Raw genomic sequence first — 14,173 nt, forward strand, 5'->3', positions numbered from 1 at the left:
GCGCGGACGGACGTCTTGATGTACACGCCCTGATGCGCCAGGCCGATAGCGCGATGTATCGCGCCAAAGCGAACGGGACGGACAAAACCTCATTCTTCGATGAGACGGGTGCCGGCGTGTAAGCGGACAGGGTTCCCGGCGGTGCCCTGCTCGTGTTGGCGAGCGCATTTGATGCAGGTGCAGGGCCGCGGCCGCTCGTATCTGGGAGCATGTGCGCGTCGTCTCGCTGCGGAAGGTAGTTTCGTTTCGCGGCTGGAGTTTGGCCCGGAGTGGGGCGAACTGAGACGGTCGCCATCCGGCCACGAACGGCCATACGCTCGAGCATTCGGACAGACACTCAAACGTCCGGTCCACTCAGATAGCGGACCTATGCCTGTCAGTCGAGCTCATTGCGTTACCTCACGGAAGCACACAACCAGGAACGGTCGCATGCCTTACGGACGGTGTGCTCAGTACACACCTGGCACGCCCGGTGGACGATTCTTGAAGCGTCGATGCACCCAGTAATATTGCTCTGGGCACCGATTGATCTGCGTTTCAAGAAATTCATTCATTCGGCGCGCGTCGATCGTCTCACTTTCTGAGGGAAAGTCGCTGAGCGGTTCGAAGATGGTCAGCTTATACCCGCGGTAGTCGGGCAATACTTCAGTCACGAATGGTACAACCCGCGCATGGGCCAGTCGAGCAAGGCGCGAAACCGAAGTGAGTGTGCACGCGGGGACGCCAAAAAACGGCACAAAAACGGAGTTGTGTATGCCGTGATCCATGTCAGCAGCCAGCATGACTGGTTTGCCTGAACGAAGTAAGCCGACGATCTTTCTGGCGCTTGTCGAACGTTCAATCATCTCGGCGCCAAATCTGCCGCGTTGCCGCTTGGCTAGACTGCAAAGGCGCGCGTTCGACATGCGTGTATACAGTGAGGCGGCGGGCAGGCGCGTTGAGTAGAGTATGCAGCCGACCTCGATGCTCACGAAATGGAAGCCCAGAAAGATGGTCGGTGGAGCATTCCTGTCTTCCAGATCGATTCGACTTTCGATGTGGACCAGCTTCCGTATCCTCTGCGCGCTGCCGAACCATTGAATCCCTCGTTCGAGATAGCTTCGAACGACGTGGCGAAAATGGTTTCTGGCAAGGTCGTCGTACTCGCGCTCGCTCTTGCCCGGAAAACAGAGACGCAGATTGACGAGAGCGATATGTTTTCGGGAGCTTGGAAGTGCATATAACATTGCCCCAAGCGCGCTGCCGAACCTTGCGACGAGCGTATAGGGAAGGACTGCGAAGACGCGCAGCAGCACTACAATCAAGACATAGCCTAATCGCCCCAAGAACCTCCCCCGCTCGCGAGAATCACTCATCGCGACACGGAAAAATACGAATACTTACGGATGTGTAACAAAATTCGAGATCCTGGTGGCATAGCATGGCGATGGCCGAGAAGTATCGCACGTACTGCGTTGTGACGGGCGGATTCAACCGCTCGGACGCACTTTGATGCAACCCTTGGAATGTCGGCTCCCGCCCAGACTCCAGACCTTCCGTCCGCAACCTGGCCATGGTCTGGCGTCGCATGCCCCATCCATCGCCATAAGCATGGTGGCAACGTCTGCGAAGCTACCGACGCCGCTTCGCTCAAAACGCTTACGTCCACTGGAACAAGCCGGCCCTCTCGGCAAGAGCCGATCGGCGTCGAGGTTTTTTGTTTCGGCAAAGATCCAGGTGACGCGTCTCTCAGCACCCAACCGGCCTGAATAAGCGATTCTTGTCGAGCGTGGCTGGATCGAGCGTATTCTCGCTGCCTTCCGCAGGCGACTCGGGGGCGGCGTCTTCCAGCGCCGGCCCGGTATAGCGGCCTCGTGGCCGTATGACCTTGCTCACCCGGAGTTGCTCAATGCAGTGCGCGAGCAAACCCACGCTCCGGGCTGTTGCGAACAACGCGAACGACGCATCGCGCGGCAACGCCAGTTGAGCCGTCAGGGCCGCAAGCGCAACGTCGATATTTGGCTTGAGCCCGGTCAGTTCAACCACCTTGTTGATGAACGACATGATCTCTTGAGGCGGATTCAGCACTTCGAGCACTGCGGCCGCCCTCGGATCGCCGTCCGGATACAGATGATGTCCAAACCCGGGGATTGGAATGGCCGACTGCAAGTGATGGGCAACCACGTGCTGCGCACCGAGTCTTCCGACGTCGTCGAACACGGCCCGCACGCGGCCTGACGCGTCGCCATGCAGTGGGCCGGAGAATGTCGCGAGTCCCGTGAGCAGGCATCCGGGCAGCGACGCGCCGGTGGAGGCGGTAATCCTGGCGGCGAACGCGGAACTCGTAATCTCATGGTCGGCCACGAGGACTAAGGCACGGCGGATAAGTTCGGCGCCATCGCGGTCCTGGCCCCAACCAAGCGCGAGCCGCTCATGCGTCATTTGTGCGTTCGCGCCGCGTCGCGCACCAAACGCTTGTGCGATGAGCGCCACGAGCCGGCCGGCCTCGACATGCAGTGCGCTGTCCGTGCGTCCGAGGGTCGAGTGTCCACAGGCCGCGAGCGCTGCCAGCGATGTGAACGCGCATTGCCTGCCGCGCTCGTCGCCCTGTAGCGGCAACTCGCCGCTTTCGAAGGAAACGGGGGCGCGCGCGTTCCAGAGAATGGCCGCCACGTCTTCAAGCGTCGCCGCGTCCGAAAGCCGGATGCTATCCCGCCCCCGGTAGTAGGGCCGGCCTTTTGAGAAGGTGGTAATGCTGCTGTAAATGCAGGGTTCCGCACCGAATATGGTCCCGGCGGCGAGCGCTTCGCGCTTGCGTCCCACCTGCTTTTTTCGGCACAGACCGGCGACGTCCTCCGCGCGATAGAGGCTCTTGCGTGGGTCGAGCGGATCCGGCATGACGGCGATGGTACCTCGACTTACATACGCATAGACAGTCTGCGCCTGCACTCCGAGTTGTCGAGCCGCTTCAGTCAGAGTGATCCAGTTTCGCATGGGATGGCAAGCAAGGTGATGCAGCGCAACGGGGCAACGGGGGAGTGACGACGCAGATCGCGCCTTGCACTCGAGCACGACCGATCCAGCGCCAATATTGACGTTTTTTCAGGTAAAAGTCATCTCGGCGGGTCGCCGCTCCAGTATCTCAACGAGAACGTCACCGGGCGACCGCACGAAGCAGGCTCTGACGCCGGGGCGAACCTGCTTGATCGGTTCGACGATTTCCGCGTCGCAGAGCAACAGATGCACGAACGCCGCGTCGATATCGTCCACGACCACGCCGAAATGATCTATGCCCTGCTGCCGCTCGCCGCGAGGGTGACCGGCTTGGGCGCTCGCCAGCGAGGTGATGAAAAGGTTGATGCTGCCGATGCGCAAATCCACTCGCCCAGGACGACGCACGATCTCGGCGTTCAGGCAGCGCGCAAACCATGCCGCAGTGGCTTCGGCGTCCGCCGAGCACAGTTGCAGATGATCCCACTTGAATTCAATCATCCGATTTCACCGTATAGTTGAAAGCATCACAGTTCGATGCGGGAAAGCTTGCCCAGCAGCACGGAATACGAAAACGTTCCGAGCAGGCAGATCGCGCCCATCAGGTTGAGGGCCCAGTAGAAGTGGCCGGTGTGCTGGGTGATGTAGCCGATCATGAGCGGCGTGGTGACGGCCGCGATGTTGGCTGCGAGGCTCGTGATGCTGCTGGTCAGTCCCACGTACTGTCGAGGCGCGATTTCGGAAACGGCGGCCCACGACATCGACCCGACGCCCTGCGCGAAGAACGCGATCGTCAGGATGGCGATCACCAACTCGTTCGACTCGACGAAATTGACAAGCACGATAGACGCGCCGAGCATCGTGCCGATGATGAGCGGAGCCTTGCGCGCTGTCGAAAGCGCCACTCCGCGCCGAATAAAAAAGTCCGAAAGGGAGCCGGCCGCGAGAATGCCGACCGTGGCGCCGATAAAAGGCAGTGCCTGGAAGATCCCAACCTTGATCATCGACATGTGACGCGCTTCGATCAGATAGGTCATGAACCACGTGGTGAAGAAGACCAGCAGCGTGTTGTTACAGAACTTTCCGAGACAGATGGCGAGAACCTGGCGGTAGCTGAGCAGCTTGAGCGCCATGCGCCAGTCGAACTTCTCGCGGGGCTTGCGCGTCGCCGCGGCACCTTCATTGATGTATTGCAGCTCGGTGGCATTCACGCGCGGGTGCTGATGCGGATCGCGGTAAACCCGGTACCAGAGCAGACTGAACAGAATGCCGAAGCCACCGGTCACATAAAAAACCGTCCGCCAACCGTACGCGGCGAAGATCCACAGCAACAATCCGGTGAACAAGGGCGTCCCGATGTATTGCCCCATTACATAGACGCTGGTCGCGAAGCCGCGTTCCCGGGCGGGAAACCACAAGGTCACGGCGCGTGCGTTTGAAGGGAAGGCCGGCGCTTCCAGTGCGCCGATGGCGAACCGCGACCCGAGCAGCATCTGATAGCCGGTCGCGAAACCCTGCGTCAGCGTGGCGAATGACCAACCGACTAGAGACAGCGCATAGGCGAGGCGTGAGCCGAGAATGTCGGTCAGCACCCCGCCGGGCACCAGCGCAATGGAATAGGCAAGACCAAATGCCGCAAACAGCTCGCCCATCTGCATCTTGTTGAGCGCCAGCCCCTTCGAGAGGCCCGGCGCAACGATGCCCAGCGCCGACCGGTCCACGTAATTCAGAATGGTGGCCATGAGCAACATCGAGAGCACGACGTAGCGGACTCTGGAGCGATTCGTGGTATCCGCGTAAGCCGGGGTTCCCACCGGCAATGTTTGTTCCTCTGCGATTTTCATCGGTGTCTCCGTAACATTAGCCTGTTGTTTTTTTAGTTGGCTTAAGGGCGATTTATCCGCGGCCGACGAACGGCATGGCGGTCGCCATGATGGTCATGTTGAGAACATTGGCTTCGAGCGGAAGACTGGCCATGTGCACGACTGCATTCGCCACGTGCGTCACATCCATTCTTGCTTCCGGTGCCAGGCGTCCGTCCGCTTGCAGTACGCCGCGGTTCATCCGTTCAGTGAGCGATGTGGCGGCGTTGCCGATGTCGATCTGGCTGCAGGCGATGTTGAATGCGCGTCCGTCCAGCGCGATCGATCTGGTGATGCCAGTCACAGCATGTTTTGTTGCCGTATAGGCAATGGTGTGCGGCCTTGGCGAGTGGGCGGAGATCGATCCGTTGTTGATGATTCGTCCGCCTTGCGGGGACTGTTCCTTCATCAAACGATAAGCGGCGCGAGCGCAGAGGAAAACGCCGGTCAGATTGGTGGCCACGACGTCGTTCCAGAAGTCGACTTCGTAGTCTTCCAGAGGGACAGCCCCAGCATTGCGCCCCGCGTTGTTGAACAGCACGTCGAGCCGACCGAATGCCTCGGCAATTCCCGAAAACGCGTGCTCGACCGATGCTGCGTCGCCAACGTCGGCCTGGAATACATCCGCTTCTCCCCCCGCCCTGCCGATTGCTTCCTTTGTTTCCAGCAGCGGCTCGGCTCTGCGCCCGATCAGCGCGACGGCGAATCCTGCGTTAGCAAGTGCGACGGCGGCGGTTCGGCCGATGCCGGAGCCGGCGCCCGTAACGGCTGCGAACTTCTTCGATGCAGACATTTCCTTTCCTCTCGTCAAGTCAATTGGACATGGGAAACAGAGTTGCATTCGCATCAGGGGTTGAGCAATCTTGATTCATTGAATCAACATCCGCGGGCCTTGCGGATGGGGATCGCATCAGGGTTTTCCTGATGCGCGTGTGGCCGCAAGCAAGATTGAAGAGGGACAAGACGGAAACAAATCGCAACGCGCAGGCGCCGCGAACAATAGGAGCGAGTCATCACCGAGGAGTTGATTCATCCAATCAACATTGACGGCCCGGTCAGCGATTTCGTAGTCTCTCGACGTCTGCCTACCAAAGGAAAAACCATGTCGGAAGATAAACGCGCCAGCCTGTTGATCGCGCGAACGGTTCCCACCGCCGTGGCTAATCGCGCTGCGGCCGAATTCCATGCCTTCGTGACCGAGTCCGATATGAACTCGTGGTCTGTCGTCGACTTCTGCAAGAAGCACGACGTGCCGGCCGTACTCATCGGGAAAAAATCCGGCCTGCAAGCGGAACACATTGCCGCGCTGCCTTCGACGGTCAAGATTATTGCGAACGCGAGCGCGGGCTTCGATCACATGGACGTAGCGGCGGCCCGTGAAAGGGGAATCGTCGTGACGAACGCGCCCGATGCGTTGACCGAGTGCACAGCCGATTTTTCCATGCTGCTCTTGCTGGCTGCGTGCCGTCGCGCGTCAGAATACGAACGGATCATGCGCAACGGATGGGGCAAATCGTTCGGCATGACCGAGATGCTGGGTATGCGAGTGAATGGCAAGACGCTCGGCATCGTCGGATTTGGGCGTATTGGACGGGCGGTCGCTAAGCGTGCGCAGGGATTCGGCATGCGCGTGATCTACACGGACATGCACCGTGCGGCCCCGTCGCTGGAAAATGGCGCGACCTTCTATGCCACTCTCGACGAAATGCTGCCGCACTGCCAGGTCCTCACGCTGCACGTGCCGGGTGGAAGCGTCCCGCTCATGACGAAAAGAGAGTTTGGACTCCTTCCCGCAGGCGCGATTTTTGTTAACGCGGCGCGTGGCGGCCTGGTGGACGAAGATGCGCTTTATGACGCCCTGACGTCGGGTCATCTGTTCAGCGCGGCTCTGGATGTGTACCGGAACGAGCCCAACGTCGACCAGCGGTTTGCTGAGCTCGACAACGTGTTCCTGACGCCCCATATGGCCAGCGCAACGATCGAGACCCGCGACCAGATGGGCTTTACGGCGCTGGACAATATCGCCGCCGTGCTGGAAGGACGGGCCGCCTCGAATCCTGTCTAAGGCTCGCCCTCATCGGGACAGTAACGTTGCGACGCCGGCTGACCAGCCGTCTCCCAATAAACATCGACCAACGGCCGTTGTACACGCAAGCAGCCGTTGGTTTCGCACCGGGCCGAAGGGCGGCAGTGGGTCGTAAGTACGCGTTGGCGGATTTGAAAGTCGCCGCTCCGGAGCCGCCTCGGGCGAGCGCTACGGTGTGCCCGGCAACGAAGCGGTGCTCAACGCGTTCTTGCGCTACCACCATACGCAGGGGCTTTCCGAACGGATAATGACTATCGACGAACTGTTCGCGCCCTCCACCACGGCGCAGTTCGTTATCTGACGCCATTCGCGGGGGCGGCGAAAATCTCTTCCTCTGGCCCGAGACAGGTTTCTCCATGCGCGCCAACCATGCTTCGCCTACGCAAACTGGCATGCCCGTGCTCCAGACGACGGGCCATATCTCCTCGTTCGGCAACGACGCGATTGCATTGCGCTGGACGAACGAGGACGAACGTCTCGCCGGCTTCTCACTGATCGATTGCGAGCGCAAACGCACGTTACGCATCGTCGCGCCGCTCACGCTCACGCTCGCGGACGGAACCACCATGGGCCTGGCCGAGCTGAGGGTCGTTGCGCCCGTGAGCGACGCTGCGCTCGAACCCAACCCGCATGCGTCCCGCTTGGGCGAACGAATCGCAGGGCGACGCGCGAGCGTCTCCCTGGTAGATACACATGGACGCCTAAAGGTGCAATGGAGCGTGGAGCAGCGCGAAGGGTCACGATATCTGCGCGTCCAGCTGGCGATTACGGCGCTTCTTCAGGACGAAGAGATCGCTGCCGTCTCATTGCTGAAGACGCGCGCTCCGGGCGCCAGGGCCAGTAGTGAGCGCAAGGGCACGCCGGTCATTGCGGGCAACTTCTATCTGGGCGTCGAGCACCCGCTGGCGACAAGTCAGGTGAAGGGCGACAGCCTCAGCTTCATGCTGCATCGCGCGTTGCCGCTGGAGAAAAACAGGACGCTGGTCTACTCCGCTGTGGCAGGTGTAGCCAGCGACGGCCAGGTTCGGCGCGACTTCGGCATCTATCTGGAGCGGGAACGGGCTCGCCCGTATCGCCCGTTTCTGCACTACAACAGTTGGGGCGACATCGGCTACCTCACGCCGTACACGCAGGAGCAGGCGCTCGAGCGCATCGCAACAATCGGCCACGAGTTGCACACAGCGCGCGGGGTGCAGATCGATTCGCTTCTGTTCGACGATGGCTGGGACGACCTTGGCGGCGGCTGGCATTTCAGCAAGGCATTTCCACATGGCTTCGTTCCGCTGCGCGACGCTGCCGCGCGATTCGGCGCCGCTCCCGGCATATGGCTTTCCCCGTGGGGCGGCTACGGTGCGCCGAAACAGGAACGCGTGACGCGAGGACGTGCCGCTGGTTATGAGGTCATCGACAACGGTCTCGCATTATCGGGGCCGACGTATTACCGGCGCTTTCATGAAGTCGTGATGGACTTGCTCGACAAGGGCGGCGTCAACCATTTCAAGTTCGACGGCACAGGCAATGCCGACAGGGTGTTCCCCGGCAGCCTGTTCGACAGCGATTGGGACGCGGCGATTCAACTGATCGAGGACATCCGCGCGGCCAAGCCCGAAATTTTCATTAATCTCACCACAGGTACGCATCCGTCGCCGTTCTGGCTGCGCCACGTCGACTCCATCTGGCGCGGCGGCAGCGACGATGGCCTGGCGGGCAGCGGCACGAACCGCGAGCGCTGGATCACATACCGCGACACGCAGACGTATCACAACGTCGTGGAGCGCAGTCCGCTCTTTCCGCTCAATTCGCTGATGCTGCACGGCATCCTCTACGCGCAGTGCAATCCACGCCTCAATGCGTCGGCGGGCGACGCATTCTCCAACGAAGTGTGGTCGTACTTCGGGACCGGCACGCAATTGCAGGAGCTCTACATTACGCCGGCGCTGCTGCGCGAGCACGACTGGGATGTGCTTGCGCGCGCCGCCCAATGGGCGCGAGAAAACGGCGACATTCTTCGCGACAGTCATTGGATCGGCGGAGCGCCGGACGAACAGGCGGCCTACGGTTGGGCAGCGTGGGCGCCGCACAAGGCGATCGTGACGCTGCGCAATCCTCACAGTCGCACGCAACGCTTCACACTCGAGCTGCGGCGCCAACTGGAACTGCCGGATAACGCGACGGCACGATTCGAATCGCGCAGCCTTGGGCGTGCGGGGGATTCCGGTATTCCTGCTCGACTGGACGCTGATCTGTCGCAAGCAGTGCAACTGGCGCCGTTCGAAGTGCTCACGCTCGAACTGCTGCCGGTTGCCGCCGCGAAGCGGTGAAGGGGGGACGAGGCGTAGGCGCTAGGGCCTGTTCACGCTAATAACGGGCTTGCGAACGTGCCTTTGCGCGCGTAGTGCAAGGAGAGAGGAGCGCCGTTTGGCCGAGCCAAACAAGCGACGACCGACGCCGCAATACGGGCGCAAAGGCACGTTCCCCTGTTTAAAAAAAACCTTCCAGGGGCTGGCCCGTTATTAGCGTGAACAGGCCCTAGTACAACCTGTCGGCCAGTTGAATCGGCTTTGTCTCGATCTGATGGAGGTCGAAGACCAGCACCTCGTTGTTACCTTGCACGAGCCACGGCGCGGGACAATACAGGCGCCTTTGCGGGCCGATGTTCCAGTAGCGTCCGAGATTGTGGCCATTGACCCAGACGATACCCTTGGTCCAGTTGCTCATGTCGAGCCAGGTGTCGCCGACTTCAGTCAGCAGCACGCTCGCCTTATAAAAGAGACCGGGTTTCCGTGGGTTCGTGCAGTCTTCGTTGAGGTTGGCGATAAACGTTTCATCCATTGGCAGCAGGTAGATGTCCCATTCCTCGAGCAACGCGAGCGAGCCGTCGACGTGTTTCATCGTGACCGGCTGGAGCAGACCTTTACGGTCAACGATCGCGGGTCCGAAGTTGACGCGCCCCATGGCCTCGACGAGTATCTCCAGCGCTACCTGGCCGTCCGGGCTCGACCCGTGGTTGTGCCGCGCCGAAGGCAGGGCAAGCGGCGCACGATGCATCATGTGGAGCGACTGCGCGTACTTCTGCGGCAGTTGCGCTCTCGATACGCCGCCCGCGTACCGTTCACCAAGGAAAACCGTTGCGTAGTCGTGAACGGCGCTGATATCCAGCACACCGCGCGCGTGCTCCGGCAAAGACTTGCGATACAGCACGAAGCCAAACGCCTGACCGTAGCGTTCAAACGACTGCGGCTCGACGCCACGCTCGCGTGGCAGTGCCGCGGGCAGGTTGTCCCAGATCGAGGCGTAGAGCGTTGGCATCAAGGCCTCAGCGCCTGCGCAGTCAAGCGTGGCGATGACCTCGGGTATGGCTGGCAAGGGTTCGGGCAGATAGCCGGCGATCAGGTCTCGATACTTCATGTACTTCGGCGTCGCCATGCCTTGCTCGCTGATCGGGGCGCAGTAGTCGTAGCTCGTGATGTCGGGCTGATAGTTGCCTGAAGCGTCCACGTTCGCGCCGGCAAAAAAGCCAAAGCTCGTGCCGCCGTGAATGACATACAGGTTGAACGACAGCCGCGCCTCCATGAACGTGGCCAAGGTACTGGAGAGGTCGTAGTCCACGCCCGCGAACCCCGCTTCGCCCCAATGCGTGAGCCACCCTGGGTAGACCTCGCCAGCCATCGCGGGCACCGAGGGGAATTCGCGGCGCACGGTTGCGATCTGCGCTGCGTCGCCGTTGCTCAGCGCGATCGCGCCGCCCGTTACCGTGGTGCGATTGCGTTCGAGTTGCGGGAGACCGTCTTCGGTGTAGAACGGCCCGGTTATGCCTCCTGCTAGCCAAAGCTGCCTGAGCTCTTCGAGGTAAGCCGGATTGCTCGCATACGAACCGAATTCGTTCTCGATCTGGATCATCAGGATCGGTCCGCCGTGCTCGCTCATCAATGGCTTGATACGCGGAACCAGTTCGTCGATATAGCGAGCCACCGCCGCCATGTAGCGAGGATCGGTGGCCGAGTCGGTCCGCAACTGGATGTCCGGATCGCGCAACAGCCAGGAAGGGAGGCCGCCCAGATCCCACTCTGCGCACACATAAGGCCCGGGGCGCAACAGCACCCACATCTGCTCGGCTTGGCACAGGCGGACGAAGGCCTCGATATCGCGATTCCCGCTGCGGAAGTCGAACACGCCTCTATGCGTCTCGTGGTAATTCCACATGATGTACAACGCGATGCAGTTCATCCCCATCGCCCTTGCCATGCGGATCCGGTGTCGCCAGTACTCGCGCGGGATGCGGGCTGGATGCATCTCGCCGCTGCGAATCTGGAACGGCAGGCCGTCGAGCAGGAAATGTTCGCCGTCGGGGCTAAAGGAGAAGGTATGGCTGCGTTCGAGGTTCACGATGGGCGTTGTCAAGTTGACGAATGCAGGCTACCTGTAAATCGGCTGCACCTGCGAGAACGGTAGAACGCAGTTCCTTAACGATCAACAGCTTGCGAACTTTTCCGGTCCGCGGCGGCGCCATGCCTCGCACGGACCAAAGGTGTCGTTCGCCGGACCGGCCGACCAACGTCAGCCGAGGAACGGCGGATTCAACCGGTGGATTCGATCGCTCGATGGAATCGTTCAGCTGGCGTGCGTATTGCCGGTGCGTGAACTATTCTGAAAAGATCGCAATTGTTCATTCCTTTTCAGGTATTCGACAGGAGGTGTGCCATGTCGATGTCGCCAACCTTGCAGGACTGCCTGCGCAGCAAGGGTTCCCGCTACGAAGTCGTGCGTCACCCATACAGCCACTCGAGTATCGAAACGGCTGCTGCGGCGCACATTCCGGGCGACCGCCTCGCCAAGACCGTGCTCCTCGAAGACGAACACGGCTACGTGGCCGCCGTGCTGCCGTCAACTTACGCCGTGCAGCTCTCCGAACTCTGGAGCAAGACAGGGCGCCGGCTCGCCCTGGCCACGGAAGTCGAACTGCGCGAATTATTCAAGGACTGCGATGTGGGTGCGCTGCCGCCAATTTGTATGGCGTATGGCATGAAAACCTACCTGGAATCCAGCTTGGCAGGCCAGCCCGACGTCTACTTCGAGGCGGGCGATCACGAAGAACTGATTCATATGGAAGCCGATCAGTTCCTCATGCTGATGGACGATGCGGAGCGCGCCCATTTCGCCCGGCGGATGCGAGGGTTGAGCGGGCGGGCCTGACCCAACTGGCCAGCCCGTGCGCTGGCCGCGATAATTTGACCGCCTTTTGCTTCATTTGTCAGGGGGTAACTAATCAGCGGAAGCTAGACAAGGAATTACGAATGCTGGCGGCCGGCTATGCGACCCTCGGAATCGGTTGCGCGGCGGCTGCATTTCGGGTTCAACTGCTCGGTGCAGCTGGCCCCGCAGTGAGTAATCTCGTGATTCTCACCGGCTATCTGCTCGTCCTGGACGGTGTGGCAATGTTCAACGGCCGGCGATATCTCGCGAGCTCGATCGGGTTGCTTCTGCTGATGGGGCTCACGTGGGCCGTGGCTGGCGTGCGTTGGCAGGCTGCCGTCTGGATGTACGTCAGCGCCATCCCGATCGCGCTGGCTTCCGCCATGATGACGCTCGAACTGCTGCGAGGCGACGGCATGCCGGCGGTTCAATCCCGGCGCGTCGCCGTGGCGGTAACGGGCATCCACGCGCTGTTTTACGTCGCCCGGGCTTTCGTGCTGCCATGGCTGGTGCCGATCTTCGGGCCGCGCGTGCTGGCTGTCACCAGCGAAATCACGATGTACGAAGGGGTTCTCTACTCGGTCATTTTGCCGATGACCTTGCTCCGGCTGACTCGGGAAGAAATTCATGGTGAGCTTTTGCAGGAGTCCCGCACGGATTACCTGACTCGCCTCGGGAATCGAAAGTTGTTTTTCGAAGAGGGCGAGCGGGTTATCAGCGACCACGGCATAAATCGACTACCCGTCACACTTCTTGCGTTCGACCTCGATCACTTCAAGAGAATCAACGACCACTTTGGGCACAAGACCGGCGACGAGGTTTTGAGGTCATTCGCGCAAACCGTTCGAGCCGTGACGGGTACGGACGCGATTCTTGCACGCATCGGCGGCGAAGAATTTGCCGCCCTGCTGCCGGGCTACGACAGCGACCGCGCAAAAAAGCTAGGCGAGAACGTTCTCAGCCGGTTCGCCGCAATGTCCCATGGCGCCGACGGCGACCGGATTCGCGCCACTGTCAGCATTGGACTCGCCGAGTCAAGTCGCGAAACGGCTTGCCTCACCGACCTGCTCTCAGCCGCCGACCAGGCGTTGTATCGAGCCAAGTCGCTGGGCGGCAATCGGCTTGAACAGACGCCAACGACCGCGCTCGCCGCCGCCAGCTGATCTTCGAGTGGCAATCGGATTCAAGCTCCCGCCAGATAGAGTGTAGGGAAATTTCCAGTCCCGCTCGAAACACTGAATTCGTTTGCCAGCACGGCTCCGTCGATTTTCCGCGTGGCCGAGGAGCCACGCGGATTTTCGTCCGAGCGCGATCGCGCACGCAGGTACGACACATGGATGCTCACGAACCCGACACGCGGCCGACCCAGCCCGTAACCCGCCCTGTCCTTGTCTGGGACGCGCCGGTGCGGTTGTTTCACTGGCTGGTGGTCGTGCTGGTCACGGCCGCGTATGTCACGTTGAAGCTGAACTGGATCGACTGGCACGTGCGCGTCGGCGAGACGCTGCTCGCCCTTGTTATTTTCCGGCTGCTATGGGGCTGCTTTGGCAGTGAGACCGCCCGCTTTCGCAGTTTCGTGGCATCACCCGCTGCCGCGCTTCGTCATTTGCGCCGCCTGTTTCATCGCGAGCCCGATGTGCAGGTCGGTCACAATGCGGCCGGCGGCTGGATGGTTCTATTTCTGCTCGTCTTGCTGCTGACCGAGACGCTGAGCGGGCTCTACGTCAACAACGACATCGCCGACGAAGGGCCGTTTAGCGAACTGGTGCCCGCGTGGCTCGCCAACGCAATCTCGGCGTTGCACGGCCTTGTCTGGTACGTGCTGCTCGCCGCGGTGGTGCTGCACGTGCTCGTGATCGCCCTCTACGCGGTAGCGAAGGGACACAACCTGCTGCGCCCGATGCTGACCGGCTACAAACTGCTGCCCTCGTCCGTGGACGCCCCGCGGCAGGCGCCAGCGCTGCTGGCGCTGCTGCCGTTCGGCGTCGGCGTTGCCGTGGTGATGCTGCTCGCGGCTTATCTGTGAGCCTGACGCAAACCCGCTCTCCGGGCGCGGCTACCG

Annotated in this window: 12 protein-coding genes; 6 read left to right on the forward strand and 6 right to left on the reverse strand. The window is 61.1% G+C overall.

Annotated features, from left to right (window positions below; translation table 11 throughout):
- Nucleotides 1–449: 449 nt before the first annotated feature.
- The 5 genes from F6X40_RS36925 to F6X40_RS36945 all read right to left on the reverse strand — a co-directional run bounded on the left by F6X40_RS36925 (nt 450) and on the right by F6X40_RS36945 (nt 5,625).
- A complete protein-coding gene (locus tag F6X40_RS36925; protein WP_187631275.1) occupies nt 450–1,355 on the reverse strand; it encodes a lipid A biosynthesis lauroyl acyltransferase in 906 nt (301 codons plus the stop codon).
- A 373-nt stretch (nt 1,356–1,728) separates the two neighbouring features.
- Nucleotides 1,729–2,973: a citrate/2-methylcitrate synthase gene (locus F6X40_RS36930; protein ID WP_184073673.1), complete on the reverse strand. Its 1,245-nt coding sequence runs from the start codon at nt 2,971–2,973 to the stop codon at nt 1,729–1,731.
- A 108-nt stretch (nt 2,974–3,081) separates the two neighbouring features.
- Nucleotides 3,082–3,471 (reverse strand): VOC family protein, encoded by a 390-nt coding sequence (locus F6X40_RS36935; protein ID WP_184073672.1) that lies wholly within the window; start codon nt 3,469–3,471, stop codon nt 3,082–3,084.
- 26 nt (nt 3,472–3,497) lie between these two features.
- Nucleotides 3,498–4,814: an MFS transporter gene (locus F6X40_RS36940; RefSeq protein WP_184073671.1), complete on the reverse strand. Its 1,317-nt coding sequence runs from the start codon at nt 4,812–4,814 to the stop codon at nt 3,498–3,500.
- Nucleotides 4,815–4,866: 52 nt separating this feature from the next.
- A complete protein-coding gene (locus tag F6X40_RS36945; protein WP_187631276.1) occupies nt 4,867–5,625 on the reverse strand; it encodes an SDR family oxidoreductase in 759 nt (252 codons plus the stop codon).
- Nucleotides 5,626–5,934: 309 nt separating this feature from the next.
- On the opposite strand from F6X40_RS36945, the gene F6X40_RS36950 reads away from it, so the two are divergent.
- The 3 genes from F6X40_RS36950 (at nt 5,935) to F6X40_RS36960 (ending at nt 9,239) form a co-directional block, all read left to right on the forward strand.
- The gene (locus tag F6X40_RS36950) at nt 5,935–6,897 is read left to right on the forward strand and encodes a 2-hydroxyacid dehydrogenase (RefSeq protein ID WP_187631277.1); all 963 of its coding nucleotides are present in this window, start codon (nt 5,935–5,937) and stop codon (nt 6,895–6,897) included.
- A gap of 196 nt (nt 6,898–7,093) precedes the next feature.
- Nucleotides 7,094–7,219 carry a hypothetical protein gene (locus tag F6X40_RS36955; RefSeq protein WP_260321215.1) on the forward strand — a complete coding sequence of 42 codons (126 nt, stop codon included), beginning with the start codon at nt 7,094–7,096 and terminating at the stop codon, nt 7,217–7,219.
- A 55-nt stretch (nt 7,220–7,274) separates the two neighbouring features.
- Complete coding sequence (locus F6X40_RS36960) at nt 7,275–9,239, forward strand: enterotoxin (protein ID WP_187631278.1); 1,965 nt, start codon at nt 7,275–7,277, stop codon at nt 9,237–9,239.
- A 208-nt stretch (nt 9,240–9,447) separates the two neighbouring features.
- Here the strand turns inward: F6X40_RS36960 and F6X40_RS36965 are convergent, their stop codons facing one another.
- On the reverse strand, nt 9,448–11,319 hold the full coding sequence (locus F6X40_RS36965; RefSeq protein WP_187631279.1) for a beta-galactosidase: 1,872 nt from the start codon (nt 11,317–11,319) through the stop codon (nt 9,448–9,450).
- 300 nt (nt 11,320–11,619) lie between these two features.
- On the opposite strand from F6X40_RS36965, the gene F6X40_RS36970 reads away from it, so the two are divergent.
- The 3 genes from F6X40_RS36970 to F6X40_RS36980 all read left to right on the forward strand — a co-directional run bounded on the left by F6X40_RS36970 (nt 11,620) and on the right by F6X40_RS36980 (nt 14,137).
- Nucleotides 11,620–12,111, forward strand: a complete 492-nt coding sequence (locus F6X40_RS36970) for an aminoacyl-tRNA deacylase (RefSeq protein WP_090807449.1) — start codon at nt 11,620–11,622, stop codon at nt 12,109–12,111.
- A 101-nt stretch (nt 12,112–12,212) separates the two neighbouring features.
- Nucleotides 12,213–13,274: a sensor domain-containing diguanylate cyclase gene (locus F6X40_RS36975; RefSeq protein ID WP_187631280.1), complete on the forward strand. Its 1,062-nt coding sequence runs from the start codon at nt 12,213–12,215 to the stop codon at nt 13,272–13,274.
- A gap of 170 nt (nt 13,275–13,444) precedes the next feature.
- Nucleotides 13,445–14,137, forward strand: coding sequence for a cytochrome b/b6 domain-containing protein (locus tag F6X40_RS36980; protein ID WP_184073664.1), 693 nt, complete (start codon nt 13,445–13,447; stop codon nt 14,135–14,137).
- Nucleotides 14,138–14,173: the final 36 nt, after the last annotated feature.

This window comes from Paraburkholderia sp. UCT31 (assembly GCF_014397655.1).
Lineage (GTDB): Bacteria > Pseudomonadota > Gammaproteobacteria > Burkholderiales > Burkholderiaceae > Paraburkholderia > Paraburkholderia tuberum.

Excerpts from the sequence above, each read along its gene's own strand:
- F6X40_RS36925 (WP_187631275.1), bottom strand. The coding sequence starts at position 1,355 with ATGAGTGATTCTCGCGAGCGGGGGAGGTTCTTGGGGCGATTAGGCTAT.
- F6X40_RS36930 (WP_184073673.1), bottom strand. The coding sequence starts at position 2,973 with ATGCGAAACTGGATCACTCTGACTGAAGCGGCTCGACAACTCGGAGTG.
- F6X40_RS36935 (WP_184073672.1), bottom strand. The coding sequence starts at position 3,471 with ATGATTGAATTCAAGTGGGATCATCTGCAACTGTGCTCGGCGGACGCC.
- F6X40_RS36940 (WP_184073671.1), bottom strand. The coding sequence starts at position 4,814 with ATGAAAATCGCAGAGGAACAAACATTGCCGGTGGGAACCCCGGCTTAC.
- F6X40_RS36945 (WP_187631276.1), bottom strand. The coding sequence starts at position 5,625 with ATGTCTGCATCGAAGAAGTTCGCAGCCGTTACGGGCGCCGGCTCCGGC.
- F6X40_RS36950 (WP_187631277.1), top strand. The coding sequence starts at position 5,935 with ATGTCGGAAGATAAACGCGCCAGCCTGTTGATCGCGCGAACGGTTCCC.
- F6X40_RS36960 (WP_187631278.1), top strand. The coding sequence starts at position 7,275 with ATGCGCGCCAACCATGCTTCGCCTACGCAAACTGGCATGCCCGTGCTC.
- F6X40_RS36970 (WP_090807449.1), top strand. The coding sequence starts at position 11,620 with ATGTCGATGTCGCCAACCTTGCAGGACTGCCTGCGCAGCAAGGGTTCC.
- F6X40_RS36975 (WP_187631280.1), top strand. The coding sequence starts at position 12,213 with ATGCTGGCGGCCGGCTATGCGACCCTCGGAATCGGTTGCGCGGCGGCT.
- F6X40_RS36980 (WP_184073664.1), top strand. The coding sequence starts at position 13,445 with ATGGATGCTCACGAACCCGACACGCGGCCGACCCAGCCCGTAACCCGC.